General features: G+C 49.3%; 24 protein-coding genes. 9 read left to right on the top strand and 15 right to left on the bottom strand.

Going from position 1 to position 25,019, the window contains the following annotated elements:
• Positions 1–119: 119 nt before the first annotated feature.
• Together SHEWANA3_RS17880 and SHEWANA3_RS17875 are read left to right on the top strand one after the other, a co-directional pair.
• Complete coding sequence (locus tag SHEWANA3_RS17880; RefSeq protein ID WP_011718209.1) at positions 120–728, top strand: DUF2238 domain-containing protein; 609 nt, start codon at positions 120–122, stop codon at positions 726–728.
• A 365-nt stretch (positions 729–1,093) separates the two neighbouring features.
• A complete protein-coding gene (locus SHEWANA3_RS17875) occupies positions 1,094–1,759 on the top strand; it encodes a LuxR C-terminal-related transcriptional regulator (protein WP_011718208.1) in 666 nt (221 codons plus the stop codon).
• Positions 1,760–1,959: 200 nt separating this feature from the next.
• Here SHEWANA3_RS17875 and SHEWANA3_RS17870 read toward each other — a convergent pair whose 3' ends face one another.
• Together SHEWANA3_RS17870 and SHEWANA3_RS17865 are read right to left on the bottom strand one after the other, a co-directional pair.
• On the bottom strand, positions 1,960–3,468 hold the full coding sequence (locus SHEWANA3_RS17870) for a curlin (protein ID WP_011718207.1): 1,509 nt from the start codon (positions 3,466–3,468) through the stop codon (positions 1,960–1,962).
• Positions 3,469–3,482: 14 nt separating this feature from the next.
• Complete coding sequence (locus SHEWANA3_RS17865; RefSeq protein WP_011718206.1) at positions 3,483–3,902, bottom strand: curlin; 420 nt, start codon at positions 3,900–3,902, stop codon at positions 3,483–3,485.
• Between the two features lie 401 nt (positions 3,903–4,303).
• Here SHEWANA3_RS17865 and SHEWANA3_RS17860 point away from each other — a divergent pair, with 401 nt between their 5' ends.
• Positions 4,304–6,811 (top strand): S8 family serine peptidase, encoded by a 2,508-nt coding sequence (locus tag SHEWANA3_RS17860; protein WP_011718205.1) that lies wholly within the window; start codon positions 4,304–4,306, stop codon positions 6,809–6,811.
• Positions 6,812–6,872: 61 nt separating this feature from the next.
• Here SHEWANA3_RS17860 and SHEWANA3_RS17855 read toward each other — a convergent pair whose 3' ends face one another.
• The 8 genes from SHEWANA3_RS17855 to sfsA form a co-directional block, all read right to left on the bottom strand.
• The gene (locus SHEWANA3_RS17855; protein ID WP_011718204.1) at positions 6,873–7,394 is read right to left on the bottom strand and encodes a DUF4124 domain-containing protein; all 522 of its coding nucleotides are present in this window, start codon (positions 7,392–7,394) and stop codon (positions 6,873–6,875) included.
• 291 nt (positions 7,395–7,685) lie between these two features.
• A complete protein-coding gene (panC, locus tag SHEWANA3_RS17850) occupies positions 7,686–8,531 on the bottom strand; it encodes a pantoate--beta-alanine ligase (protein ID WP_011718203.1) in 846 nt (281 codons plus the stop codon).
• A 76-nt stretch (positions 8,532–8,607) separates the two neighbouring features.
• On the bottom strand, positions 8,608–9,402 hold the full coding sequence (gene panB / locus SHEWANA3_RS17845; RefSeq protein ID WP_011718202.1) for a 3-methyl-2-oxobutanoate hydroxymethyltransferase: 795 nt from the start codon (positions 9,400–9,402) through the stop codon (positions 8,608–8,610).
• Positions 9,403–9,458: 56 nt separating this feature from the next.
• Positions 9,459–9,947 (bottom strand): 2-amino-4-hydroxy-6-hydroxymethyldihydropteridine diphosphokinase, encoded by a 489-nt coding sequence (gene folK, locus SHEWANA3_RS17840; protein WP_011718201.1) that lies wholly within the window; start codon positions 9,945–9,947, stop codon positions 9,459–9,461.
• Positions 9,947–11,254, bottom strand: a complete 1,308-nt coding sequence (locus SHEWANA3_RS17835) for a polynucleotide adenylyltransferase PcnB (protein ID WP_011718200.1) — start codon at positions 11,252–11,254, stop codon at positions 9,947–9,949. The genes folK and SHEWANA3_RS17835 overlap by 1 nt, the downstream gene beginning before the upstream one ends.
• A 282-nt stretch (positions 11,255–11,536) precedes the next feature.
• Positions 11,537–12,433, bottom strand: a complete 897-nt coding sequence (gluQRS, locus tag SHEWANA3_RS17830; protein WP_041413144.1) for a tRNA glutamyl-Q(34) synthetase GluQRS — start codon at positions 12,431–12,433, stop codon at positions 11,537–11,539.
• A 138-nt stretch (positions 12,434–12,571) separates the two neighbouring features.
• Complete coding sequence (gene dksA, locus SHEWANA3_RS17825) at positions 12,572–13,015, bottom strand: RNA polymerase-binding protein DksA (protein WP_011718198.1); 444 nt, start codon at positions 13,013–13,015, stop codon at positions 12,572–12,574.
• Positions 13,016–13,177: 162 nt separating this feature from the next.
• Positions 13,178–13,882, bottom strand: coding sequence for a DNA/RNA nuclease SfsA (sfsA, locus tag SHEWANA3_RS17820; RefSeq protein WP_011718197.1), 705 nt, complete (start codon positions 13,880–13,882; stop codon positions 13,178–13,180).
• A gap of 231 nt (positions 13,883–14,113) precedes the next feature.
• Between sfsA and pepB the strand changes: the two genes are divergently transcribed.
• Positions 14,114–15,406 carry an aminopeptidase PepB gene (pepB, locus tag SHEWANA3_RS17815; RefSeq protein ID WP_011718196.1) on the top strand — a complete coding sequence of 431 codons (1,293 nt, stop codon included), beginning with the start codon at positions 14,114–14,116 and terminating at the stop codon, positions 15,404–15,406.
• 211 nt (positions 15,407–15,617) lie between these two features.
• Positions 15,618–16,130 (top strand): GNAT family N-acetyltransferase, encoded by a 513-nt coding sequence (locus SHEWANA3_RS17810; protein ID WP_011718195.1) that lies wholly within the window; start codon positions 15,618–15,620, stop codon positions 16,128–16,130.
• Between the two features lie 353 nt (positions 16,131–16,483).
• On the opposite strand, the gene SHEWANA3_RS17805 is transcribed toward SHEWANA3_RS17810, so the two are convergent.
• The 3 genes from SHEWANA3_RS17805 to SHEWANA3_RS17795 form a co-directional block, all read right to left on the bottom strand.
• The gene (locus tag SHEWANA3_RS17805; RefSeq protein ID WP_011621530.1) at positions 16,484–17,371 is read right to left on the bottom strand and encodes a phosphoribulokinase; all 888 of its coding nucleotides are present in this window, start codon (positions 17,369–17,371) and stop codon (positions 16,484–16,486) included.
• Positions 17,372–17,459: 88 nt separating this feature from the next.
• Positions 17,460–17,705: a YheU family protein gene (locus SHEWANA3_RS17800; protein WP_011718194.1), complete on the bottom strand. Its 246-nt coding sequence runs from the start codon at positions 17,703–17,705 to the stop codon at positions 17,460–17,462.
• Positions 17,706–17,714: 9 nt separating this feature from the next.
• Positions 17,715–18,698: a hydrolase gene (locus SHEWANA3_RS17795; protein ID WP_011718193.1), complete on the bottom strand. Its 984-nt coding sequence runs from the start codon at positions 18,696–18,698 to the stop codon at positions 17,715–17,717.
• A gap of 111 nt (positions 18,699–18,809) precedes the next feature.
• On the opposite strand from SHEWANA3_RS17795, the gene SHEWANA3_RS17790 reads away from it, so the two are divergent.
• Genes SHEWANA3_RS17790 through SHEWANA3_RS17780 form a run of 3 tightly spaced genes read left to right on the top strand, consistent with a single transcriptional unit; the run spans position 18,810 to position 21,387 of the window.
• Positions 18,810–19,316: a hypothetical protein gene (locus SHEWANA3_RS17790; protein ID WP_011718192.1), complete on the top strand. Its 507-nt coding sequence runs from the start codon at positions 18,810–18,812 to the stop codon at positions 19,314–19,316.
• Between the two features lie 46 nt (positions 19,317–19,362).
• Entirely contained in the window at positions 19,363–20,964 is a 1,602-nt protein-coding gene (locus tag SHEWANA3_RS17785; protein ID WP_011718191.1) for a GMC family oxidoreductase, read from the top strand.
• Positions 20,965–20,976: 12 nt separating this feature from the next.
• Positions 20,977–21,387: a GFA family protein gene (locus SHEWANA3_RS17780; protein WP_011718190.1), complete on the top strand. Its 411-nt coding sequence runs from the start codon at positions 20,977–20,979 to the stop codon at positions 21,385–21,387.
• 11 nt (positions 21,388–21,398) lie between these two features.
• On the opposite strand, the gene SHEWANA3_RS17775 is transcribed toward SHEWANA3_RS17780, so the two are convergent.
• Both SHEWANA3_RS17775 and SHEWANA3_RS17770 read right to left on the bottom strand, forming a co-directional pair.
• Entirely contained in the window at positions 21,399–21,860 is a 462-nt protein-coding gene (locus SHEWANA3_RS17775) for a TIGR02444 family protein (protein ID WP_011718189.1), read from the bottom strand.
• A 35-nt stretch (positions 21,861–21,895) separates the two neighbouring features.
• Complete coding sequence (locus tag SHEWANA3_RS17770; RefSeq protein ID WP_011718188.1) at positions 21,896–23,809, bottom strand: ABC transporter ATP-binding protein; 1,914 nt, start codon at positions 23,807–23,809, stop codon at positions 21,896–21,898.
• Between the two features lie 387 nt (positions 23,810–24,196).
• Between SHEWANA3_RS17770 and SHEWANA3_RS17765 the strand changes: the two genes are divergently transcribed.
• On the top strand, positions 24,197–24,397 hold the full coding sequence (locus SHEWANA3_RS17765) for a YheV family putative zinc ribbon protein (protein ID WP_011621538.1): 201 nt from the start codon (positions 24,197–24,199) through the stop codon (positions 24,395–24,397).
• Positions 24,398–25,019: the final 622 nt, after the last annotated feature.

The following is a 25,019-nucleotide window of genomic DNA, read 5'->3' as shown; positions in this document are numbered from 1 at the left end:
TGTGATATGCTGACAACCTTGGCCTTCCAAAGTAGCACTTTTTTTGCTCACTGTGGAGGGCTAGATGGCTAAAGTTAATATTCTAGAATTAGAACAATATCGCATAAGAGGAAGGAACATTGAATAACAAAATCATTTGGTGCGGTATTTACCTCTCAGTTTTAATATGGTCGGCGATAAAACCCGCAGATCCATTCACTTGGTGGCTCGAAGCCCTGCCAGCATTAGTGGCCGTGCCCTTGCTCTTTTTTACCCGCAAGCGTTTTCCGCTGACGCCCTTAGTGTATTTTTTGGTGCTAGTGCATTGCTGTGTGTTGTTTGTTGGCGCGCACTATACCTATGCCGAAGTGCCACTGTTCGACACGATTGCCCAGTGGATGGGGACCGAGCGTAACAACTACGACAAGGTCGGGCATTTTGCCCAAGGTTTTATTCCGGCCATGTTAGCCCGTGAGATTATGTTACGTAATCAAGCCGTTAAACCTGGAGCCTGGTGTGCCTTTCTCGTCACTTGCTTTGTGTTGGCCTTCAGCGCCTTCTACGAACTGATTGAATGGTGGGTGGCCGCCGCGACGGGCGAAGGTGCTGAGGCCTTCTTAGGCACTCAAGGTTATGTGTGGGATACCCAATCGGATATGTTTTTGGCCTTGATTGGGGCCATTGTCGCACTAATCAGTTTGTCCCGTGTGCAGGATAAGCAAATCGCAAAACTTATCGGTCAGGCTTAGGCTCAAACACTTACCAAAAATCCCCTCTAAGGCTTCCTTAGAGGGGATTTTTATTCCTCAAATTGTCATCTTTTTCTGTTAATTTTTTGTTTAAACTTTCGATTGAGAGCTTTATAGACTAAGGTGTAACCTGATTGTTCCGTCGTTAAGCCTCAGGATTAATCACTGTTTAGTGATAAAGCCTTGGTCTGTTAGTCGAACTTACTATAAAAAAAGAGTGATTATTTAGTACATTCGGGTGATGGCATTCATGCGGTAACTAGTCAAAATGGGCTATGTTAATTAATTGTATTTTTGTGCATTTGCACGCTTAAGTTCAATATTAGACTAATAAAGACGAAATACTTTTCAGGGAGAAGAGTAAATTGAGTACTATCAATGAGTTAGTTTTTCTGCATCAAGTGGCAGCGCCTTGCCATTTGGCGATACTGGCAGAATCTATCGGGTTAAAAACACGGATTGTTAAACAGGCTTCTGAGTTAAATTTAGATAAAGGACAGCGCAGTTTCTGTTTAATCGCCCAAAAGGGCGCGGCCTTAGACAATAAAGGGATCCCACTCTTAGCGTCACGTCTTGTGCCACATGTTCCCGTCGCTTTGTATCAAGTCGAGCGTAATTCCTTAGACCAAGAGTCAGCCATGCTGCTGGGGATCCGCGGTCTGTTATTTGCAGATCAGCGGATGGATTTGATGCTAACGGGGCTGCGTAAGATGGTGGCCGACGAGCTTTGGTACGATAGAACCTTGCTCAGTAAGATGTTTCGCCGTGTGGTGCAAAAGTTGGATGGGCAAAATGAGATGCCCGCCGATACCGTCGCCATGTTGCAAGCGCTTACCTCCAGAGAGAGGACCATTATTCAGTTCGTCTCAAGTGGGGCGCGCAATAAGGAGATTGCCCATAGACTCTGCATCAGTGAGCATACGGTGAAGGCGCATATTTCCTCTATTTTCCGTAAGACCCAGTCTCGCAATCGCGTTGAACTATTACGTTGGGCGCAAACTTATCAAACCCATTTTGAGTTTTGCAGTTAAGCCTTAAGCTTACTAAGGTGAGGTGAGGTGAGGTGAGGTGAGGTGAGGTGAGGTGTGAGTGAGCGGGGATGGTGATTTACATCGGCAAGATTCGACAAGCGCTAACTCACTTTTGCACTTTATACGCAAATAAAAACGGGAACATGATTCATGTTCCCGTTTTTATTGAGCCGTCTACAGCAGACGGCTATCGATAAAGATCAGTACTGAACAACAGTTGCAACGTTCATATCACCGCTTTGATTAACGCTGATGCTGTTGCTATTGCCAGCTTGTGAACCGACAACTAAGTTGTCATTGCCTGTTTGGGTAATCATTAGGCTGTTGTTGTCACCACGCACGCCAAATGAGCTTGAAGCGAATGAAGTGCCGCTATCGCCACCTACCCAGTTACCGTTACCCGCTTGAGTGATTTGAGCTGAGTTTTCATCACCTTCGATGATTAAATCGATAAGGTTCAAATCACCACGGTGTTGCAGTGCAGTCACATCGGCGTTGTTGTTACCCGTTACACTGATGATAGTCTCGTTTTGATCACCATCTTGCTCAACATCTACTTCGTTGTCGTTACCCACGGCATCCACATAAGCGAAGTTTGTATCACCTTCTTGGCTGATTTCGATGCTGTTGTCTTCACCTGTTGCGAAGGCAACCAGTTCGTTGTTATCACCCTTAGAAGATAAGTCGAAATCGTTGTCAGTACCGTAAGCACCAAAGGTTGCGAAGTTAGCATCACCACGTTGTTTTAAGTCAACGTCGTTGCTATCGCCCCATACTTGGAACTCTGCACCGTTGCTGTCGCCACGTTGTTTGATAGTGATATCGTTGTCGTTACCTTGGATGTCGGCAACTAAAGTATCGCCTACAGTGTTACGGTTGCCGTCTTGAGCGATATCGATGCTGTTGTCATCACCCGTGGTCATTGACAGGTAAGCTGTGTTGCTGCTGCCTTCTTGTTTCATGGTGATGTCGTTCTCGCTACCCCCTAAGGCGTAAACGAAGCCAGTATGGCTTTCACCCTTTTGATAGATATCGACGCTGTTGTCGTTACCCGCGATGCCTTTAGCCGCACCAAAGTTGTTGTTACCAATCTGTTCAACCGATACATCGTTGTTATTGCCCACGTTAGCGGTCAGGTCGAGTGCGATTAAACCCGCTTGGTTGTTGCTACCGTATTGCTTGATGTCGCCATCGTTGTTATCGCCTTGAACGCGGAATACTGCGAGGTTAGCATCACCTTCTTGTTCTACGAAGGCGCTGTTTTCGTTGCCAGTGATTTCAACGTAGCTTTCGTTCACTTCACCTAATTGGTTCACAGAAACCAGGTTGTCGTTACCAGTGATGTCGTTGCTGCTTTGGTTGAAGAAACCATCCTGCGCTACTTCAGCTTCGTTGTTATTGCCAGTGACGTTAACTGATGCAACATGCCAATCCGTTTGTTGAGTCACAGTGACATGGTTGGCATCACCCGTTGAGTTAACTTGCGCTTCATGCCACACACCGTCTTGTAATACGGTGGCAACTTGGTCGTTACCCGTTTGAGTAACTGCTGCAGCGTTAATTAACCCAGTTTGCGCCACTAAGGTGTCTTGACCTTGGCCAGTTTGTTCAACGCTGATGTCGTTAATGAGACTGGCTGCAAATGCCTGGCCACTTAAGCCAGTCGCAATAGCTAGCGCAATGAGTGATTTTTTCGCTTGTGATTTCATGTGACTCTCCCTGTTTAATACTGAGTTATTGAGATTGCAGCACCATCTGCAATCTGCTGGATCGAAAAATTGCCGCTTCCTAGTTGGTTCAATTGCACCAAATTGTCATTGCCAATCTGGGTGATTGAAGCCGTGTTTTGAGTGCCGACTTGCAGTAGTTGGACTTCATTGTTGGAACCAATCTGTGTCACAAGCGAAACGTTGTCGTTACCTGCTTGCGTCGCATAGGCGCTGTTATCGCTGCCCGACTGGATCACTATCGCTTGGTTTGCCGTACCTTGCTGCACTAGGTCGATAAGGTTATCGCGCCCAGAACGCTCAATGAGCGCCTGCAGGGTAATGGGCAGTTCACTGACATCTGCCGCTTGGCTGGGTGTCAGACAACTACATAACAAGATGAGCAGTACCAAAAAGCGTGTTAATAGACTTGGCACAAGTGACTCCTTGTATGTATAGGTGTTTTGGCGGGCTGAAAAACACACCGACCAATTCAGGCATCAAGGTACGAGTCATAGGGCCGAGAGACAATTGGCCGAAAGGGTATTTATTTGTTGGGGAACAATAGCCTGCTAGGTTGGATTAACTTTTGTTAATCCTATGATAAATCAGTCTATTGTCTATTTATGAACCGTACGTCTTCCCTTTTAACCTACCAAGTCGGTCTAGTAGTTAAGTTGTATTTCATTGTGGGCGGCTTTTTTAAGTTGAAACATTATGGCAACAATTTACCGGCAAACATGCTGGATGTTCGTCGCTATTATCCAATCAATTTTGAGCGGAGGCTGCGTAATTGCGGTTCCAGAATTTCAACGTAAAGGACTATAGGAAGCTCAATATGTCGATAAAACTCTCACCACTGGCGTTAGCAATTGCAGGAGCGATGACACTGTCAGCCGTGCCCGCTATGGCAAAAGATGCCCCTGTCTATGAAAAAGATGCCATTCTCGTGGTGTATAAAGACAATGCGACGAAGGCGGAGCGCTCGGCGGCTCAGCGTTTAATTCGTGGCACCTTAACCGATGCCAATGCGGATGGTGTCGATGATAAGTTCCAGCATTTACTCAATGGCAAACTGGCACGTTTAGCCCTGCGTAAGGGCACCAATATTGAAGATGCGATTAAGGTGATTAGCCGTCATCCGGCGGTAAAATATGCCGAACCTAACTATATTCTCAAGGCTATTGGTACACCTGATGATCCAAGCTTTGCTAGCCTGTGGGGCATGAATAACACGGGACAAAACGGTGGCACCGTCGATGCGGATATCGATGCTCCAGAAGCGTGGGAAATCACTACCGGCAGTTCGGATGTGGTGATTGGGGTGATTGACACAGGGGTGGATTACAATCATCCCGATCTACAGGCCAACATGTGGGTGAATGGTGGCGAGATCCCAGGTAACGGCATCGACGATGACGGCAACGGCGTGATCGACGATGTTCACGGTTACAGCGCGGTCAACAATAACGGTAACCCAATGGACGGCAACGGCCATGGTACCCATGTGTCTGGCACTATTGGCGCTAAAGGTAATAACGGCGTGGGTGTTGTTGGGGTGAACTGGGACGTTAAAATCGCCGCCTGTCAGTTCCTCGATGCCGATGGTTATGGTTCTACCGCAGGCGCGATTGCCTGTCTGGACTACTTTACCGATCTTAAGGTTAATCATGGGGTTGATATCAAAGCTACCAACAACTCTTGGGGCGGCGGCAGCTTTAGCCAAGCCTTAAAAGATGCGATTGAAGCGGGTGGTGAAGCAGGCATTTTATTCGTTGCAGCAGCGGGTAATGACGCGGTGGACAATGATGCCAGCCCACATTATCCCTCAAGCTATGACTCGGATGTGGTGTTGTCTATTGCCAGTACCGACCGTAATGACCGTATGTCAGATTTCTCACAGTGGGGCTTAACCAGTGTTGATATGGGCGCGCCTGGCACGGCGATTCTGTCAACCATCCCAGGCGGTGGCTATGCCACTTACTCTGGTACCTCAATGGCGACGCCCCATGTAACAGGTGCGGCAGCACTAGTGTGGTCGTTAAATCCCGATCTCTCACCAGTAGAAATGAAAACCTTACTGATGGCATCGGGTGATGCGAATGCGGACCTCACCGGTAAAACCGTAGCAGGGACTCGCCTCAATGTGGCAAATGCCTTAGAGCAGGCAAACCCATCCCCTAGCTATAAGTTTACCGTATCGCCAGCATCGCAATCGGTCGAAGCGGGTAACACGGCTAGTTATAACTTTACTGTCGGTAGTGTGGCAGGGTGGGAAGGTGATGTGGCGCTTAGCGTAGCCGTGTCTCCAGCGCTTGAAGGCGTATCCTTATCAGCCTCAACAGTTACAGCTGGTGGTTCATTTACCTTAGATGTAGCGACAACGGCGCAAACAGCTTGGGGTGATTACAGCATTACAGTAACAGGTACCGATGGCACCATTGAAAAGTCTAAAGTCGTTGCACTGAATGTGTTCCCACAGGGATTAAATGACTTTAGCTATGGCAATGAAAACGCTGTTGCTATCCCTGATAACAACACTAATGGCGTGGTAAGCACTATCGACGTTGCCGACGATGTGCAGATTTTTGGTGTGACCGCCGATGTGAATATCAGCCACACTTGGATTGGTGATTTACGTGTTGTGTTAACCTCTCCAGCGGGCACCGAAGTGGTTCTGCATAACCGTGAGGGCGGCAGCGCCGACAACATCGTTAAGAGCTGGGACTTAAGCGCGTTTGACGGTGAAAATGCCCGTGGTACTTGGTCATTATCTGTTGACGACAATGCGGGCGCGGATACGGGCACCCTGAATAACTGGGGCTTAGTGATCAGCGGCTTAGGTGAAGCCTCTCCCGCGGCACCTGTAGCAGGTTTCGAGTATGCGGTTGAAGGCTTAAGCGTTGCCTTTACTAACACCAGTACCGATGCAAACGATGATATCGTGAGCTATAGCTGGGACTTTGGTGATGACACTAACTCTAGCGAAATGAACCCAAGCCATGTGTTTGCTGCCGCTGGCACCTACAGAGTGTCGCTTACCGTGACTGACGCCATGGAGCATAGCAACACTGTGACTATGGAAGTGCAAGTGTATGAACATAGTATCAGTGCCACTGTCACTCGTGCGCTAGTCTCACGCCGTGGCAGTGCTATGGTTGATCTCACATGGGATAGCGCCTTAGGTGAAAGCGTGGCCCTGTACCGTGATGGCGAGTTAGTGGCTACGACTGAAAACGATGGTAACTACCGCGATCGCTTTACAACGACGGCATCGAGTGTGACGTACCAAGTGTGTGAAACCTCGGGCTCACTCTGTTCTGCGGCGGTTGTCGCGCAGTTCTAATGAAGTCATAAAATAACAAGGCGACCCTAGGGTCGCCTTTTTTGTTATCTAAACTCGAAAGCTAAGGTTTTTCTTTCACTTCCTCAGGCTCGGTTTCGGCGGAAATTTGTGTTTTCCGGTCGGATAACTGCTGTATCGCCTGAGTGTTATTCGAGGTTAAGTCATTAAAATGATCGTTAATTTTATTGAGCTGACTGATGTATTCAGGGTCATCTTTTTCTTTATGTTGCCAGTAACGTTGGCGTTCTAATTTTTGCAACTCGCTGGTTCTAAGGATTTCGAAATAGCTGTTTTCCTGCTTTAGGCGGTACAGCTCGGCATCGAGCAATTGCAGCAGTTTTTCCTTAGAAATCGTTTGGCTATTGAGCAAGGCTTGCAGCGGGTCGACAGGCGTCTCTCGTTTGTCTGAATCGGTTTCTGTGGTGATGCCAAGCTGATACTCAATCTTATGTTGGCTATAATCCTGCGGGCAGGCGGTTTGGCTAAAGACGACCTTATCGTCCTTGCGACATTTATAGACGGTATTTGCAAGTGCTGTTGTAGGAAGTAGCACGCAAATAAGAGTCACTATGAGTCTTGCCATTCGACGACAGATCCTTTGTGTACGCAATAATGAATAACGTTACTGTATTGGTGCAATGCCAGATTGTGATTGGCGCTTGCGTCCTTGTTAAACTCTAGCAGTTATCAGATTAAGAGGCTGGAATACTTGTTACTCATAGTTAACAACCGTGAATACTATGGCGTAACTTGAAGAATAAAACCAGTTTTTTGACGATGGAATTTTTTTGACGCTCAATGGATTGAGGCGAGTCTGTACAGAGCTGCGCAAACAAAAAAGGAGCCTAAGCTCCTTTTTCTTGCGCTAAAACGCTTAGCGGTCGAAGCGCAGGTTATCGATAAGACGCGCCTTACCTAAGTAAGCGGCGGCCAAAATCACCAGTGCTTGGTCCGTAGTTTCCGCATTGGCCAGGGTAGTGGCATGGCAAACTTCTAAATAATCTGGGGTAAAGCCTGCGGCGATAAGGCTCGCTTTGGCTTCCGCGGTGACTTGTTCGATGCTCACGCCTTGCTTAATGCCTTGTGCCATGGCATCGATAGCTTTTTTCAGCGCCGGCGCCGCGGCTTTTTCTTCCGCCGTCAGGTAGCCATTGCGTGAACTCATGGCTAAGCCTGAGGCTTCACGAATGGTATCCACACCGATAATTTCAATCGGCAGTGACAAGTCTTCAACCATAGTGCGGATCACTAAGAGTTGTTGATAATCCTTGTTGCCAAAGAACGCCACATCGGGCTGCACTATGTTGAACAGTTTGCAGACTACAGTCGCAACGCCACGGAAATGACCGGGACGACTGGCACCGCAGAGTACATCGGAAATTCCCGGTACTTCAACATAGGTTTGCTGCGCCAAGCCTTTTGGATAAATAACCGTAGGCGTTGGGGTAAATAGCAGCTCGGCGCCCGCGGCCGTCAGCGCTTGGCTGTCGGCCTCTAAGGTGCGCGGGTAGGCATCGAGATCTTCGTTCTGCCCAAACTGCATGGGATTAACGAAGATTGACACGACTACATGGTCGCATTTCTTCGCCGCTTCTTTCACTAAGGTGATGTGTCCCTGATGGAGATTGCCCATGGTAGGCACAAAGGCGACGGTCTCGCCCTTGGCATGCCATGCCCGCACTTGAGTACGAATATCATCGATATGGGCGCTAGTGATCATTAACTCTTACCTTGCTAAAACTTGAAATAGTCGTCTGTGTGCTTAGCACTATTTAGCTCAATGAGTGCAAGCACGCTTAGTTGAACGTGTGATCAGCACTTGGGAAGCTGCCATTGGCCACTTCTTCAATATAAGCGCGTACCGCCGAGCGGATTTCACCCGTTTGCTTAAGGTAGTTCTTTGAAAAACGTGGGATATAACCACTCGAAATACCGAGCACGTCGTGCATTACTAGGATCTGGCCATCTGTCGTGGCGCCAGCGCCAATGCCGATCACTGGGATAGTTAATGCTTGAGTGATAGCGGTGGCGAGTGATGCCGGAATACATTCGACCACTAACAGCTGCGCACCAGCGGCTTCTAAGGCCTTGGCTTCATCGAGAATGCGCTGGGCATTTTCAGCATCGCGGCCTTGTACCTTAAAACCACCAAAAACGTGTACCGATTGCGGGGTGAGGCCCAAGTGGGCGCAGACAGGAATACCGCGTTCGGTCAGTTTAGTCACGGTTTCGAGTAACCAGTGACCGCCTTCCAGCTTGACCATATTGGCACCCGCCTGCATGAGTGCAGTGGCGTTTTCCATGGCTTGTTCTGGCGTGGCGTAACTCATAAATGGCATGTCGGCGATCAGCAGTGAGCGCTCGATACCGCGACGCACACAACGGGTGTGGTAGGCGATTTCGGCTGTCGTGACGGGCAGGGTATCATCGTGGCCTTGCAGAACCATTCCCAAAGAATCGCCGACCAGTAGCACATCGATGCCTTCGCCGTCGAACGCACTGGCAAAGCTGGCATCATAGGCTGTCAGAGCGGTGAATTTTCTACCTTCCTGTTTGTATTTCAACAGGGTTGAGCTAGTAACTTTAGACATATGGGTGATCTTCAAACCAAATAGAAGTGGTGTTATAAGCTAACTGGGGGCTGACTTCAATGATCATTGCCCAGTAGTTGTAACTCGGCCAAGAATTTTTCACTGATAAGGCTGCGTAGCGGCGTTTTACAAGGTAACACCAGATCCGGTGCTATGGCCGCCAAGGGCACTAGCACAAAACTACGCTCCTTCATGCCGTAGTGTGGCACTTTGAGTCTGGGCTCATCGATAATGGCATCGCCATATAAGAGTAAGTCGAGATCTAAGGTTCTGGGGCCCCAACGTTCTTTACGAACACGGCCCTGAGTGTTTTCAATCTCTTGCAGTGCATCTAACAGGGCGATGGGTGCCAGAGAGGTCTCAAAGCTGGCAACGGCATTGATATAGTCGGGTTGCACTACGTCCCCCATGGGGGTGGAACCGTAATAGGGCGATACCTTAAGACTCTGATGTTCAGCCAAGGCGGACAAGGCCGCAACGGCATTGTCCAGCTGAGCTTTAGGATCTTCAAGATTAGCCCCGAGGGCGACAAAAACCTGAGTCATTATTCGGCGGCTTTGGCTTTAGCGGCACTCGGGCGACGGCGACGGCGCTGTGGTGAATTGCGGTTACGGTTACCCGCCGCTTTGTTACCACTGCGGGCGATGTTCAAACGCTCGGTTTCATCCGCTTCAACAAACTGTTGCCACCAGGCGGCACTCTTGGCGACATTGCCACCTTCGACTTCGCCGCGCAGTAACAGTAAGTCGTAGGCCGCTCTAAATTTAGGGTGCTCTAACAGTTTAAAGGCGCGTGTGCCTTGGCTGCGATCGAAGCGTAATTGCAATTGCCAGATGTCTTTGGCGGGCGTACTAAAACGGCGCGGAATGCTGATGGTTTGGCATTGCTGCTCAATCACATCACCCATGGCGGCAAAAAACGCATCGTATAAAGTCAGACCGCTCTCGACCGCGATATCTTCGGCGCGTTGACGTAGTGGATACCAGAGGATCGCCGCATAGAAGAATGACGGAGTAACAGGCTTATCTTCGTTCACGCGCGCATCCGTGCTCTTCATAATGGCTTGCACCATCTTCATCGCAGGGCCTTTTGGCGCATCTTTTAATTGGGCGTCGACTTGCGGGAAGAGCGGCGCGAACAGCTTATATTCCTGCATCATCTCAAAGTTGGCCATGGCTTTGCCGGCGAAGAAAAGTTTGAGCACTTCTTCATACATGCGGGCGGCTGGAATGTCCTTGAGCAGTGGCGCTAACTGTTTGATAGGTTTAGCGGTCACTTCTTCAATAGCCATGCTGAGCTTAGTGGCAAAACGCACAGCCCTGAGCATACGCACTGGATCTTCACGGTAACGGGTTTCGGGATCGCCAATCAGCCTTAAGGTGCCCGCCTTAAGATCTTCCATACCGCCGCCATAGCTACGGATAGAGTAGTCGCTAATATCGTAGTAAAGGGCGTTGACGGTAAAATCGCGGCGCTCTGCGTCTTCATCGATTTCACCGTACACGTTATCCCTGAGCAAACGCCCTTCGGCATTGGCTTTGGAAATCTTTTCATTACTGTCGCCGTGGTGACCACGGAAGGTGGCAACTTCAATCACATCGCGGCCAAACACAATATGGGCGAGGCGGAAGCGGCGTCCGACTACGCGGCAATTGCGAAACAGCTTTTTAATCTCTTCCGGCGTCGCATTGGTGACCACGTCGAAGTCTTTCGGTTCGAGTCCGAGGAGTAAATCCCGTACGCCCCCACCAACTAAATAGGCCTGGAAACCTGATTTATTCAATCGGTATAATACTTTAAGTGCGTTTTCGCTGATCTGCTTACGGGAGATCGAATGCGCATCCCGAGGCACGAGCGATAAGCTTAAGCCGCCTGAAGTGAGTTCTGGCGTTTGGGGTTCAATCTGAGCTGGAGTCGGAGCGGTCGTTTTAGGCGCGTCTTCAAATAGCTGCTTGCAGAATTGGCTGATACGGCGAAAAATGGGACACCTCGGAATGTATCTGTTATGTGATTAAAAATCTGGCGGCTATGATATACCAATTGCGCACCGATGGGTATATCGCGATTTTTGAGCTATGCCACGACTTAGCACAGCTAAAACGATGCTTTTTGGCCGCAACTCGCCCCACGGGGATTAAGGCGCTATCAAGATTTCCCGCTGCTTCGGAATGGCCGACAGTTGAAACTGCGCCACCGCTTGGGCCAGCATTTGCGGCGCCGCTGTCGGCTCCACCGGCGCTTGGCCTAAAAAGGCGAGGGCGGCATTAAGGCTTGCCTGCGGATGCTGTTTGTCGATAGCCTGCGCATGGTTTTGTTTCGACAGCTTAAATCCCGGCGTCAAGCAGGCCAAGGGTAAATGCAACCACTGCGGCGCGCTTAGGCCAAAGGTTTGATACAGGCTTAATTGGCGACAACTGGCTTCGATTAAATCATAGCCCCGTACCACTTCGGTAATGCCTTGATAGGCATCATCCAGCACCACAGCGAGTTGATAGGCATACAGGCCATCGCTGCGTTTGATAATAAAATCTTCGGCGGCAAAGGCATGGTCCACTACGACTTTTCCCATCAGGTTATCGCTAAATTCGGCTACTTGTTGTCGATTGACAATGCGAATTGCGCCCGATTGATGCGGCGTGGCTAACTGATGGCAGCGTCCATCGTAAATCCCGCCCATGGCTTGGATCTGTTTACGACTGCACTGGCAAAAGTAGGCGTTATCTTCGGCGAGTAACTCGTCGAGCTTGGCTTGATAGGCCTCGGTGCGGGCACTTTGGTACAGCACTGTGTCATCCCATTCGAAACCGTAGGCTTCTAAGGTACGTAAAATATCATCGGCTGCGCCTGCGACTTCCCTCGGTGGATCAATATCTTCAACCCGAATTAACCACTTTCCCCCCAATGAGCGTGCCCGCAGATAACTGCCAAGGGCGGCGATCAGTGAGCCAAAATGCAGCGCGCCCGAGGGCGAAGGGGCAAAACGGCCAACATAGGGATGTAAAGCGGAAATGTTGGAAGAGTGAGTCGCCATCATAGGAATGTGCAGGAATAACCAGTCAAAGTGGCTGTATTTTAGGGGGATACGAACAAAAAAGCGAAGTGAAACGAAGGATGTTCATGCGAGACGCACAAACAAGTAGGCGGGGAAATCCCCGCCCGAGATGGCCGATTAACCCGCCATTTGCTTCTCTTTGATCTCTGCAAGCGTTTTACAGTCGATACATTGATCGGCCGTTGGACGCGCTTCGAGACGGCGAATACCGATTTCGATACCGCAGGTTTCACAGAAGCCAAAATCGTCTTCTTCGATTTTTTGCAGGGTTTTCTCGATCTTCTTGATCAGTTTACGTTCTCTGTCACGGGCACGCAGTTCGAGACTGAACTCTTCTTCTTGCGCTGCACGGTCTACAGGATCAGGAAAGTTTGCTGCTTCGTCCTGCATGTGACTCAGAGTACGGTCGACTTCCTCACGCAACTGATTGCGCCAAGCTTCAAGAATGATCTTGAAGTGACCCAGTTGCTTAGCGTTCATATACTCCTCACCCGGCTTTTCCTGGTAGGGACTTACACCTGCGATAGCGAGTACGCCAAGTTTTTTGGTGCCTTCAGGCATAACGCATCTCCTGTCATCATTTGCGTTGTAGGGCGTCCTTAAGAACGGCCGCTATCTATATCAGAATCTTCACATTGAGGCAAATTTTTCATTTCACCTTGGCAGAATTTTTTGATTGCCTTCGCTAATTGAAATGAAAATGCATTTTACTGAATCTTAACATCATACTCGGACTGGACAAGCGTGGGCTAGATGTATCTCACTCGCAGAAATCTCGCAACGATAAGCTAAGACTTCTACTCCCGATAAAACAGCCTTTTTCAAGAGGTTAGCATATTCAGGGTCGATATGCGCCGCGGGGGCCACGCTGTGGATGTCTGTGTGTTGCACCACAAATAGCAAGACGGCTCTATGCCCAAGGCTGGCCATGTGCATTAATTCTCGCAGATGTTTTTGGCCGCGAAGACTCACTGCATCGGGGAAATAACCTTGGCCATCCTCAAGCAAAGTACAACTTTTGACTTCAATATAACAGGCGGGTTTTTGAGCTGCCTCAAGTAAGATATCGATGCGGCTATTTTCATCGCCGTACTTCACTTCGCGACTTAAGCTGTCGTAGCCTACGAGTTCGGTGATGACACCTTTATTAAGCGCTTCCTCGACCAGGGCGTTGGCATTACCCGAATGAATGCCAATAAGGCCGCCCGTTGGCGTGGTCATTAACTCCCATGTATGGGCATATTTACGTTTAGGATTATTAGACGTCGAAAACCACACGGTTTCACCGGGGAACAGGCAGTTACGCATTGAACCGGTATTGGGGCAATGCAGGGTGATTTCAGTGCCGTCTTCGAGTTGAATATCGGCGAGAAAACGTTTGTAGCGTTTAAGTAGCTTTCCCGATTTCAGTGCTGGACTAAAGTGCATGCTATAACCTGTAGCGAGGTGATTTGGGTGCCCAAGACTAACAAATTTCGCAAATGTTTACAGATTTTACCTCGGTAACTTAGGCCGATGGCTTTCAGTCCTTGCCTGCTAGCAGTAAACTGCCGCCAACCCCGTTGTACTTTGTATACCCCAAAAGCCTGAGGATGCAGAACCTCTCACCTCAACTTGCATGGGTATAAGCGCAAGAACAAATTAAAATAAGGACCCCTCATGAGTGAACTTAAAGTGACTGAAGTGATGAGAGTTGAGTTAACCAAAGATACCCCTGCAGCCCATTGGGGCAAAGCCGATGTGACCTTCAATGCCGAAGGCGCATTAGTCCACTTAGGTGGTGGCGATGAGCTGCGCCAAATTCAAATGGCGGCGCGTAAGTTACGCAATCAAGGGATCAGCACGGTTGCCTTAGCGGGTGCTCTTTGGGATCTGAATAGCCAATGGGTCTTCGCCCAAGGTTTTGCTACCGCTAAACCCGGCTATAAGATCCAATGGTGTGGCGATGACGCAGTACAAGCCGAATTACAACGTCGCTTAGAAGTGGCGACATTTGCCCGTCAACTGATCAACGATACCCCTGAAAATCTGTCGCCAGTGAAATTGGCGCAGCAAGCAGCCAAATGGTTAGCCGATATCGGTGGCGCTAAGGTGAGCTACCGTATTATTGAAGGTGAAGCATTATTAGAAGAGCAGTGGATTGGGATCCATGCCGTAGGGCGTGGCAGTGAGCGTCCACCAGCGATGTTAGAGCTAGACTTTAACCCGCTGTCAGCCGATGCCCCAGTATCTGTTGCCTTAGTCGGTAAAGGGATTACCTTCGACTCAGGTGGTTACAGCATTAAAGCCTCTGAAGGCATGCTGGGTATGAAGTGCGATATGGGCGGCGCCGCCACTGTGACCGCCGCTTTAGGTTTAGCGATTAAATCGGGTCTGAACAAACGCGTTAAGTTATTCCTCTGCTGTGCTGAAAACCTGATCAGCGGCCGTGCCTATAAGCTGGGCGATATCCTCACCTACAAAAATGGTGTAACAGTTGAAGTGGTAAACACCGATGCTGAAGGGCGCTTAGTGCTGGCCGATGGTCTGCAAGCGGCTTCTGCGACGGGCGCTCCTTTTATTATCGATGCGGCAACCTTAACTGGCGCAGCGGTGATGGCGGTGGGCTCTAACTACAACGCGATTTTCTCGCCACAGACCGAAGTGTTACAACTGGCGCAGCAGAAGGCCTCGACTGTGGCCGAGCGTGTATGGCCATTGCCATTGGATCCTTGGCACAAAGACATGTGTCCATCGGCCTATGCTGACACGGCAAACAGCCGCCCGGTAAAAGGCGGTGGTGCAGGTGGTGCTTCGAATGCGGCAGGTTTCCTGTGGCGTTTCGTTTCGCCAGAAGCCAAATGGTTACACGTGGATTTAGCGGCGGCCTTCGAAGATTCGGCTTCTGCACTATGGGGCGCTGGTGCGACCACCCATGGCGTGCTGACCATCAGTGAGCTGATTAAAGGATAAGTTTGCCTTCGCGACTGCAGCTTGCCTTTGCGGCTTAGCTTACGAGTGAAGCTTCTTATTGTATTAAAACCGCCTACGGGCGGTTTTTTATTGCATAAAATTAACGCATGGGCTGTATGAGTCTTTAGATGTTTGTTTTATGATTCAATCTATTAGCGGTTGGCTATTACTATGCTCATGGATATGGCTAGGGCAATTTATCGGGATGACTATGCTAAGGATACGTAAAGCGACGCAATTAGATGCCAAGGCCTGCTGGGATATTCGCAATGCGGCGATTAATAAAGGCTGCGCCGGATTTTATGCTCAAGATGACTTAGAGATTTGGACCCAGGGCGAATTGACAGAATCTTTTCGTCGTATGGTGGGCGCGCATTTTTATGTGGCTGAAATCCTCAATGAGACAACCCAAGAATCGACAGTTGTGGGCACCATCATGCTGGATGAACCCTATGCTCAGGTCGAGGCGCTGTTTGTCTCCCCCGAGGCGATGGGCTTAGGTATTGGCAGGTCGTTACTGCAATTTATTGAAACAAAAGCCTTTAATCTAGGTCTTGCCCAATTGCGATTAGAGTCGACTTTAAATGCGATCGAATTTTATCGCCACTGCGGTTTTGGTGGTGAAGGCTTAGAGGAAGACGCCGTCTATTGCTCACCCCGTGGCATCGCCTTGGATTGTCGGGTGATGTATAAAAATTTAGGGCGCTTAACTTCACGCAGTTAGCCGAGCACAGATTGAAAATCTGGGGTGATAGAGCATTGAAGGATTATAGAGGTCGAATTAACTGCTACGACTAAAAGCTTTGATGGGGTTGCTGACATATTTAAGGGAGTCAACAGATCAAGTATGGATGTGGAATTAACTGCTAAGACTTAACTCAAGATGGGGTTGTTGGCACACCCAAGGGAATCAACAGATCAAGATGGGGGAATTAACTCCCAAGAGTATGCCAACTATCGTTCTTTCGCCTGAAATCCCGATGCCAATAAGATTAACTTCAATGGCTTAAATCAAGCTTAATCTATTGCTCAAAAAGGCTTTATTTCATTAGCCTTTAGTCAAACGTTCACTCTATCTCAGTTCGCCTGCGGGCTATTCAGCTGCTGGCGTTTTTCCATTAAATCTTTAATCAGTGGTGTGAGGATCAGCTCCATAGCGAGTGACATTTTGCCGCCCGGCACCACTAAGGTGTTGACCCGCGACATAAAGGAGCCTTGGATCATGCTCAAATAATAGGGGAAGTCGACGTTGTTGATGCCGCGAAAACGGATCACCACAAAGCTTTCATCTAGGCTTGGAATATCTTTGGCGCTAAAGGGGTTAGAGGTATCGACCGTCGGCACCCGTTGGAAGTTGATATGGGTACGGGAAAACTGCGGCGTCATATGCTTAATGTAATCGTCCATGCTGCGCACGATTGAGCCCATGACTTTTTCGCGGCTATGACCTCGCTCCGAGGTGTCACGGATGATCTTTTGGATCCACTCTAAGTTGACGATAGGCACCATGCCGATCAGCAAATCCACATGCTGGGCAACGTTGGCATCGCCTGTGACTACGCCACCATGTAAGCCTTCGTAATACAACATATCGGTGTTTTCGGGCAGTGGACGCCATTGGGTGAAGGTGCCAGGCATTTGGTTGAAGGGCACAGCTTCATCGAAGGTATGTAAATAGCTGCGGGTTTCGCCTTGGCCTGTGGCGCCGTAATCGCGAAAGCATTGCTCTAGACGGGCAAAGTTATTGGCCTCGGGGCCAAAGTAACTCAGATTGCGATTCTCGGCCTGGGATTTGCGTATCATCACTTCCATCTCTGCACGGGTAAAGTGATGAAAACTGTCGCCTTCTACAAAGGCGGCATTAATCCCTAGCTGGCGAAAGATATGGCTAAAGGCGGTAGTAGTGGTGGTGGTTCCTGCGCCGGATGAGCCTGTAACTGCAATAATCGGATGTTTTGCTGACATTTTTTCTACCTAGCTAGGAACCTAAAGAGCCGCTCATCTAGAGCGATAAACCGTATAAGCTATTTATACGGCACAGGGATACTGGTGGTCAATCTTGCCGTTTGGCCACTTGGTCAGCGTGACGAATGGCAAAGGATTCATCGTCCTCGCTGTATTCCAAGACAAGTTTGCCTTGTTTAAGTGCTTGTTGGCATTGCGCTATTGCTGCTGATAGCTCTTGCTCATCTAGGCTAGTAAAACTACCATCCTCCACTTGGCCTAAAAGATATTCGCGGATCAAATTGGCTAACGTCTCTTTGGGGAGCTGGAGTAAAGCATCGTAGGGGATAAGCATTCGGGTTCCTTAAGGTGCCGATGAAGCATCATTGGCGAGTAAAAAGTCTAAAATGCGCCGCTCTAGATAATAGCGTGGCTTCCAAGGTGTACCACCCTCAATAAAACCGACATGGCCACCATGGGCATGTAATTCATATTCCACATGCTCCGAAAGCTGGCTGGAATGCGGGATAACAGCGTCCGTCATAAAGGGGTCGTCCTTGGCGTGCAAGATCAGCGTCGGCTTAGTGATGCACTTGATAAAGGGTAAGCCGCTGGCGCGGGTGTAGTAATCTTCAACACCCAAAAATCCATGGAGCGGCGCGGTGACTTTATCGTCAAAGTCATAAAAAGTATTGAGATTAGCAACTTGCATTGGACTCAATGCCATCGCACCCGCCAGATCGGGGTCAGCGAGTTTTTGATTGACCTTATGTTGTAACTGTTTGATTAAATGGCTTTGATACACTTTTGAAAAACCATTTTCTAAGCGTTTGGCACAGGCCGATAATTGCAGCGGTGCTGACACGACTACGGCACGACTCAACAGGCTATGCTCTTGATATTCGCCTTGATATTTGGTCAGCACATTGCCGCCTAAGCTGTAACCCACTGCCAATAAAGGTGATTGCGGATACGTTTGTTGCAGCAGGCTTAGGCTAAACTGCAAATCGTCGGTATCGCCACTGTGGTAACTGCGGGCGAGGCGATTGGTTTCCCCTGAGCAGCTTCTGTGGTGATGAACCACAGCGGCTAACCCTTGATCTTTACAGGCTTGCAGAATGCGTCTGGCATAATGGGACTGGGCACTGCCCTCTAACCCATGAATGATAACCACAATGGGTTTGCCGATTTCTGGCCTTGCTTGCCAATCTAAATCGATAAAATCGCCGTCGGGAAGCTCGAGTCGCTGCCGCTCAAGCACAGGTTTGGCCACTTTAGTAAATACGGGCAGAATAGTTTGTACATGGGGACTTTTGGCCCACCAAGGCGGATTAAAAACGTTTGGCATGGGATCTTATCTTGATATCAACTATTGCTGAAAATTAAAACGTGTGTTTAATTTAGATTCGCGGTCATTGTAGCACAATAATTTAACACTAAGCGTCTTGGGGAGACATTGATGAATAGACGTACCTTTTTACTGGGCGCGTTTGCCGGTACGGCGGCGATTGCCTTGGGGGTGAATCTCTACTCTCCCGAATTCAGCCTCCCCGATGAAGGCGAAGGAAAAGACTACCGTTTGTTATTCGGCGTGTTGTTACCTGTGATGCTCGATGGGGCCTTGCCCGATGTGGCAACCCATAAGTTGGCGGCGCAAAATCGTACCTTAGATGCTATCAAGCACTCGATTGATGTCTTGCCCGATGAGCAGCAGACTGAACTATTCGAACTGCTGGATATGCTGGAAAATCGTCTCGGTTTACTGCTGCTGACCTCGAGTATGACGCCACTCTTGATGCGTTCACCCAGCGAATTAACCCAAATGTTGGAAACCTGGCGCCACAGCTACTTTGCGTTATTGCAAACGGCCTATTTAGGCCTGCGGGAATTGGTGATGGCCAGTTATTACGCCTGTCCCGAGCATTGGAGCCGACTCCACTACGCCAAGCCTGAATTGTTCAAATAGGCTGAATTTATAATAATAACAATAATGTAAGAATGGAGTATTCCAAGTGGCAATCATAGATCCCATAGTGACAGGCTTAAATTCCGGTTGGTTACATACCGACGCCAGTCAACTGCAAGAGAACCAGCAATTTGAAGCCGATGTGGTAATTGTAGGCACGGGCGCAGGCGGCGGTGTGGCGGCGGAAATCCTTACCCAAGCTGGACTCAGTGTGATCATGATTGAAGCGGGGCCGCTTAAATCCTCCAGTGACTTTAATATGGAAGAGCGAGTCGCTTACCCTAATTTGTATCAACAGGCGGCCGCGATGAAAACCGCCGATAAGGCGATTGGTATTTTTCAAGGTCGCGCCGTAGGCGGCTCGACCACCATCAATTGGACCACCTCCATTCGTACCCCGAAGGAAGCCTTAGCCTTTTGGGCGCAGCATAAATCCGTTGCCGGACTCGATCCCGAGGCCCTTGCCCCTTGGTTCGAGCAGATGGAGCAGCGGCTCAACATTCACGAATGGAATTATGAACCTAACCGCAATAATGGCGCCCTCAAGCAAGGCTGTATCAACCTAGGTTGGGATTACACCGTCATTAAGCGTAACGTGGCGGGTTGTTGGAATACTGGCTATTGCGGCATGGGCTGCCCAGTTAATGCTAAACAGTCGATGTTAGTCACGACGATTCCGACCGCATTAGAGAAGGGTGCGCAGCTTGTTAGCCGTGCCAAAGTCGTTAAGATTGAACACCATAATGGCCAAGTGTTTGCCCTCAAGGCGCAGGCGCTCGATGTTAATTTACGGCCGACGTCGGTCGAGCTGTTATTTAAAGCCAAACACTATATTTTAAGCGCTGGCGCTATCCACACGCCGACCTTAATGATGCGCTCCGAGGTGCCCGATCCCTATCAATTGTTGGGCAAGCGTACCTTTTTACATCCTACAGTGCTGTCGGGCGGCGTATTTGCCGATGCGATTAATGCCCACAGCGGTGCGCCGCAATCTATCTATTCCGATGAATTTGTTTGGAAAAATGGCGCCGATGGCGAGTTAGGCTACAAGCTTGAAGTGCCGCCGGTGCATCCGATTTTGATCGCCTCTAAGACCATAGGTTACGGCATAAGCCATGCCGAATTGATGGCGCAGTTTAATCAGCTACAGGTCACTATCGCCTTAATCCGCGACGGTTATCATCCCGATAGCCAAGGTGGGCAGGTGCATCTCACCTCGACAGGATTTGCCTTGGATTATCCGCTCACCGAGGCCTTTTGGCGGGCAGCGCGGCGGGCGTACGCCAGCATGGCCGAATTACAATTCTCGGCGGGGGCATTAAAAGTGTTGCCCATCAGTGATGGTATGCCATATCTGTCGTCATGGAAGGAGGCAAAAGAGAGCATAGCGCAAATGGATTTAGCACCGCTGCGCACAGTCGTTGCCTCGGCGCACGTGATGGGCGGTTGTCCCTTTGGTGAGGATGAAAAACTCTCTATGGTCAATAGTTTTGGTCAGTCACATTATCTGGATAATCTGTCGGTGATGGACGGCTCAATCTTCCCGACCAGCCTTGGGGCCAATCCGCAGCTGTCGATTTATGGCATTACCGCGCGCAATGCCACGGCGTTAGCACAAAAGCTCACCGATGGCCGCGAGCCGCAATAGCGTGGAGCCTGTATGCAATCTATAGAACCCTTGGAGGGTGGCTGTTTATGTGGGGCGATTCGTTATCGGATTGAGGGCAAGCCCTTCGACGCCGATTATTGCCATTGCCGCATGTGCCAAAAAAGCATTGGGGCCGTATTTGGTGCTTGGATGGATTTTAAGGTCCAGCAAGTGACTTGGGTTAAGGGGCAAGTGACTGAGTTTGCTTCATCTGAGTGTGTGAGACGCGGTTTTTGTGCCCACTGCGGCTGCTCGCTGACCTACAAGCACACTGAGTATCCCGACTATCTCACCCTGACGATTGCAAGCTTAGACGATCCGAATTTAGTACAGCCTAATTACCATATTTATACCGAGCAGCAGCCTAGTTGGCTCAAGATTGGGGATAGCTGTCAGCGTTATCCTCAGGCTCGTGCTAAGTAATGTTCGGTCTATTAAGGCGCGATAAAATCCAGTGCGTTAACATCCGCTGCGGATAGGCCAAATAGGGCGAGGTAATTGACCAGATTGGTTTGTTGGCCGGTTGGCGATAACCCATTGACGGCATTTAGAATCGTGCGCTGCGCCTTACGTTCCATCATCAGCTCAACATCGAGCATCTGCTGGTATTCTTCCTCATTCAGGCTTGCCTTAGCGAGACGGCGCAGACGACGATAGGGGGTGAGAAACTTTTCATCCCAATCCCAAACCGCATTGACCAGCTGCTGCCACTGCTCGGTCGAATACTCCCGCGGGCCCGCCACATCGCTGGTGAGATCTAAATACTGCGCCAGCAGTAAGAGATTCACATTTACTTGGCAGTTATCCTGTAGCTCAAGGCAAAGCTGCTTATTTTGCCCGTAACTCATATCACACCAATGCCAAATTTGACTGTCTAGCGGGGTTGCATCCGACATACTGTTTCCTTGTACGTTAGGCGATAAGGAGCCAATTACTGGCCCATTAGCTCAAGTTCCATAGCATCAATTTCTTCTTGCAGCTCAAGCCATTGCATTTCACTTTCTTCTAGCGTTTGTGTCAAGCTGGTGCGCTCACTGAGTACCGACGTGAGTTTGGCTTTATTGTCCTGATCGTAGAGCTCGCTATCGGCCAGTAGATGCTCCAACTCGGCGAGGCGTTCACTGAGCTTTTGCTGATCGGTTTCAAGCTTCGCCTGCTTGCGTTTAAGTGGCGACACCTTTTGGCGCAGCTCTGCCTCTAACCGCTTTTGCTGTTTCTTATCGACGGCGGGCTTGGCATCGTCACCGTTAACGGTGGAATTTGCACTGGCGGCCTTAGCGGCATCGAGTAACCATTGGTGGTAATCCTCTAAATCACCATCGAAGGCCTGCACTTGGCCTTGATCAACCAGATAGTAATCGCTACAGGTTAAGCGCAGTAAGTGACGGTCGTGCGATACGATAACCATTGCGCCTTCAAAGGTTTGTAATGCCATGGTAAGCGCATGGCGCATCTCTAGATCTAAGTGGTTGGTCGGTTCGTCGAGCAGTAATAGGTTAGGGCGCTGCCACACTAATAAGGCCAACACTAAACGCGCTTTCTCGCCCCCCGAGAAGGGACGAACTGGCGAGAGCGCCATATCGCCATGGAAGCCAAAACCACCGAGGAAGTTACGTAATTCCTGCTCACGAGCATTTGGCGCGAGGCGCACCAGATGTTGCAGCGGCGTATCGTCTAGGCGTAAAAATTCGATTTGGTGCTGGGCAAAGTAACCGATATTCAGGCCGGGATTCGGCTCATACAATCCAGTCATCGGTGATAGTTGTCCCGATAACAGTTTGATTAATGTCGATTTACCCGCGCCGTTACGCCCTAAGAGGCCAATACGGGCGCCGGGGACTAAGTTCAAATGCACACGGCTTAAGATTTGCTTGTCGCCATAACCCACAGCCACTTGTTCCATTTTAATCAATGGATTGGGCAGGGCTTCTGGCGGGCGAAACTCCATATAAAACGGGCTATCGGCCTGGGATGGCAATAGCTCAGTCATCCTTTCCAGCGCCTTTAAGCGGCTCTGTGCTTGCTTGGCTTTACTGGCCTTGTAGCGGAAGCGGTCGACGAAGGACTGCATATGCGCCCGTTCTTTTTGTTGGCGCTCATAGGCGACCTGTTGCTGCGCCATACGTTCGGCACGGATGCGCTCAAAGGCACTGTAGTTGCCTTTGTAATAATTGAGTTTTTGATTCTCGACATGGACGATTTCATCGACAATCTCGTCGATAAAATCCCTATCGTGGCTGATTAAAATCAGCGTGCCTTGATAGGACTTAATCCACCCTTCGAGCCAGTACATTGTATCTAAGTCTAAGTGGTTGGTCGGTTCGTCGAGCAGCAGTAAGTCGGAGCGGCACAGCAGCGCTTGGGCAAGGTTGAGGCGCATCCGCCAACCACCCGAAAAGCTTTTCACTGGGTTATTTTGCTCGGCTTCGCTAAAGCCTAAACCTGCCAGCAAGGCACCTGCTCGGGCACGAATGGCGTAGCCGCCAATGGCATCGATTTTTCCGTGCAAGGTGGCAATGGCATGGCCATCATTGTGTTCCTGTGCGATATGTAAATCGGCCTCAAGTTGGCGATATTCTTTATCACCATCAAGTACATACTCAAGTGCAGAGACTTCCAGCGCGGGGGTTTCTTGAGCTACGGTGGCGATTTGCCACCCCGAAGGCATACTAAACTCGCCTTTGTCTAAGCTCAGGTGACCCATAATTAATGCCAGCAGTGAGGACTTACCCGTGCCATTGGCGCCGACTAGGCCGACCTTATGGCCGGGATAGATGGTCAAAGAGGCTTCGTCGAGCAGGGTTTTGCTGCCACGGATTAATTGCGCTTGGTTGATGCTGATCATTAACTACAACTTGGTCATATCATGAATGAGTAAGGGCTGTGATGATAACGTACAAGCCGATGGCAAACCACAACTTAGGCCGAGTTGCTGAGGATTTCTTACACTTTTCACTGCATCTTTTTGGCGAATGTGGTGGCTTTTATGGCGCTCTTATGATGAGTGGTAAAGCGAGTGTGCGGCCGATTTGGCAAATCCTTCTAGAGTGAATCCCGCAAGATGCTTACACCTACTCATATTTTATGGCATCACAACTTAGTTTAAAGGCTGGCAATAGCTGGGTACTGTGGCAAAATAGCCGCCAATTTCAGGCTCACGCTTTGGTGTTCTCAAGCGAAGCGTAGTCATCTTCTGATCCAACAGAGCTGGTCTGTGCATAAAGGTATTAGCATGACAACCAAAATCAAAAAGCGCTTTGTAGCTGGCGCCAAATGCCCTAAATGTGGCGCCAAGGACAGCATTCTGCTGTTTAAAGAAAACGGTATCGAAACCGTAGAATGCACCGACTGTGATTACCGCGAACAACAAACCGATGTGAAAGTCACCGAAAAAGCAACAGGTGCCGTGATAGGGGTGTTTAAGCCTGACTAGGCTTAGTTTTGCTCGTTAGTTTTAAAAGCTGGACTTCAAAAGCCTCTCCAACTCGCTGTACAGGATTGTCATTGTTTCCCCCGTGACACGCCATGCTTTTTGTTTAAAAAGCAGTGACCCTATAGGCTCGACGGCGGCATCTGCTGTACATGGATGTACGAATGCCGCGATCACATGGATGTGAAAGAGCGGCCATGCCACCAACGGTCACTTCCGTAAAATTGCCAATGGCCAAAGCTAACTAGCCTTCTCGCAGCTCGTTCTACTAAAAGCTATTTGCCCATTCCGTGTTTCGGCTCGTTATCTCAATCGAAAATACCTACTCTTGTTGCCATACAAATTCTCATCTAGTTACCTATGTTTGGCCCTACCGCGAAGTGGCTAATAATGTATGGCTATACAGTCATATTTAAATTTAGATACGTTGGTGTGATTTTAAGACAATATCAGTGCGCATTAATTCCATCTGTAGCAAATAAAATTCTATAAAATCAAATAACTATAGTGGCTGAGTTTTAGTTAATAGGTTTGGAAAACGCGCATGCGCGTTTTTCCAGATGGTGTATTTGGCAGAAAGCTGATAAGTTCTTTGCATACAGATAGTTAACCTTGCGCGTTTTCA

The sequence above is a fragment of the Shewanella sp. ANA-3 genome, from assembly GCF_000203935.1.
GTDB lineage: Bacteria > Pseudomonadota > Gammaproteobacteria > Enterobacterales > Shewanellaceae > Shewanella.
Note: the sequence above shows the minus strand (reverse complement) of the source record. Positions and strands in the feature narration are given on the sequence as shown.

What these genes read in the sequence shown, in the direction of transcription:
- SHEWANA3_RS17810 (WP_011718195.1), top strand. Translation starts at nt 15,618, where the DNA reads ATGCTAAGGATACGTAAAGCGACGCAATTAGATGCCAAGGCCTGCTGG.
- folK (WP_011718201.1), bottom strand. Translation starts at nt 9,947, where the DNA reads ATGACTCAGGTTTTTGTCGCCCTCGGGGCTAATCTTGAAGATCCTAAA.
- SHEWANA3_RS17800 (WP_011718194.1), bottom strand. Translation starts at nt 17,705, where the DNA reads ATGCTTATCCCCTACGATGCTTTACTCCAGCTCCCCAAAGAGACGTTA.
- SHEWANA3_RS17860 (WP_011718205.1), top strand. Translation starts at nt 4,304, where the DNA reads ATGTCGATAAAACTCTCACCACTGGCGTTAGCAATTGCAGGAGCGATG.
- SHEWANA3_RS17775 (WP_011718189.1), bottom strand. Translation starts at nt 21,860, where the DNA reads ATGTCGGATGCAACCCCGCTAGACAGTCAAATTTGGCATTGGTGTGAT.
- sfsA (WP_011718197.1), bottom strand. Translation starts at nt 13,882, where the DNA reads ATGCACTTTAGTCCAGCACTGAAATCGGGAAAGCTACTTAAACGCTAC.
- dksA (WP_011718198.1), bottom strand. Translation starts at nt 13,015, where the DNA reads ATGCCTGAAGGCACCAAAAAACTTGGCGTACTCGCTATCGCAGGTGTA.
- SHEWANA3_RS17790 (WP_011718192.1), top strand. Translation starts at nt 18,810, where the DNA reads ATGAATAGACGTACCTTTTTACTGGGCGCGTTTGCCGGTACGGCGGCG.
- SHEWANA3_RS17780 (WP_011718190.1), top strand. Translation starts at nt 20,977, where the DNA reads ATGCAATCTATAGAACCCTTGGAGGGTGGCTGTTTATGTGGGGCGATT.
- SHEWANA3_RS17855 (WP_011718204.1), bottom strand. Translation starts at nt 7,394, where the DNA reads ATGGCAAGACTCATAGTGACTCTTATTTGCGTGCTACTTCCTACAACA.
- SHEWANA3_RS17870 (WP_011718207.1), bottom strand. Translation starts at nt 3,468, where the DNA reads ATGAAATCACAAGCGAAAAAATCACTCATTGCGCTAGCTATTGCGACT.
- SHEWANA3_RS17805 (WP_011621530.1), bottom strand. Translation starts at nt 17,371, where the DNA reads ATGTCAGCAAAACATCCGATTATTGCAGTTACAGGCTCATCCGGCGCA.
- panC (WP_011718203.1), bottom strand. Translation starts at nt 8,531, where the DNA reads ATGATCACTAGCGCCCATATCGATGATATTCGTACTCAAGTGCGGGCA.
- panB (WP_011718202.1), bottom strand. Translation starts at nt 9,402, where the DNA reads ATGTCTAAAGTTACTAGCTCAACCCTGTTGAAATACAAACAGGAAGGT.
- SHEWANA3_RS17765 (WP_011621538.1), top strand. Translation starts at nt 24,197, where the DNA reads ATGACAACCAAAATCAAAAAGCGCTTTGTAGCTGGCGCCAAATGCCCT.
- SHEWANA3_RS17795 (WP_011718193.1), bottom strand. Translation starts at nt 18,698, where the DNA reads ATGCCAAACGTTTTTAATCCGCCTTGGTGGGCCAAAAGTCCCCATGTA.
- SHEWANA3_RS17770 (WP_011718188.1), bottom strand. Translation starts at nt 23,809, where the DNA reads ATGATCAGCATCAACCAAGCGCAATTAATCCGTGGCAGCAAAACCCTG.
- pepB (WP_011718196.1), top strand. Translation starts at nt 14,114, where the DNA reads ATGAGTGAACTTAAAGTGACTGAAGTGATGAGAGTTGAGTTAACCAAA.
- gluQRS (WP_041413144.1), bottom strand. Translation starts at nt 12,433, where the DNA reads ATGGCGACTCACTCTTCCAACATTTCCGCTTTACATCCCTATGTTGGC.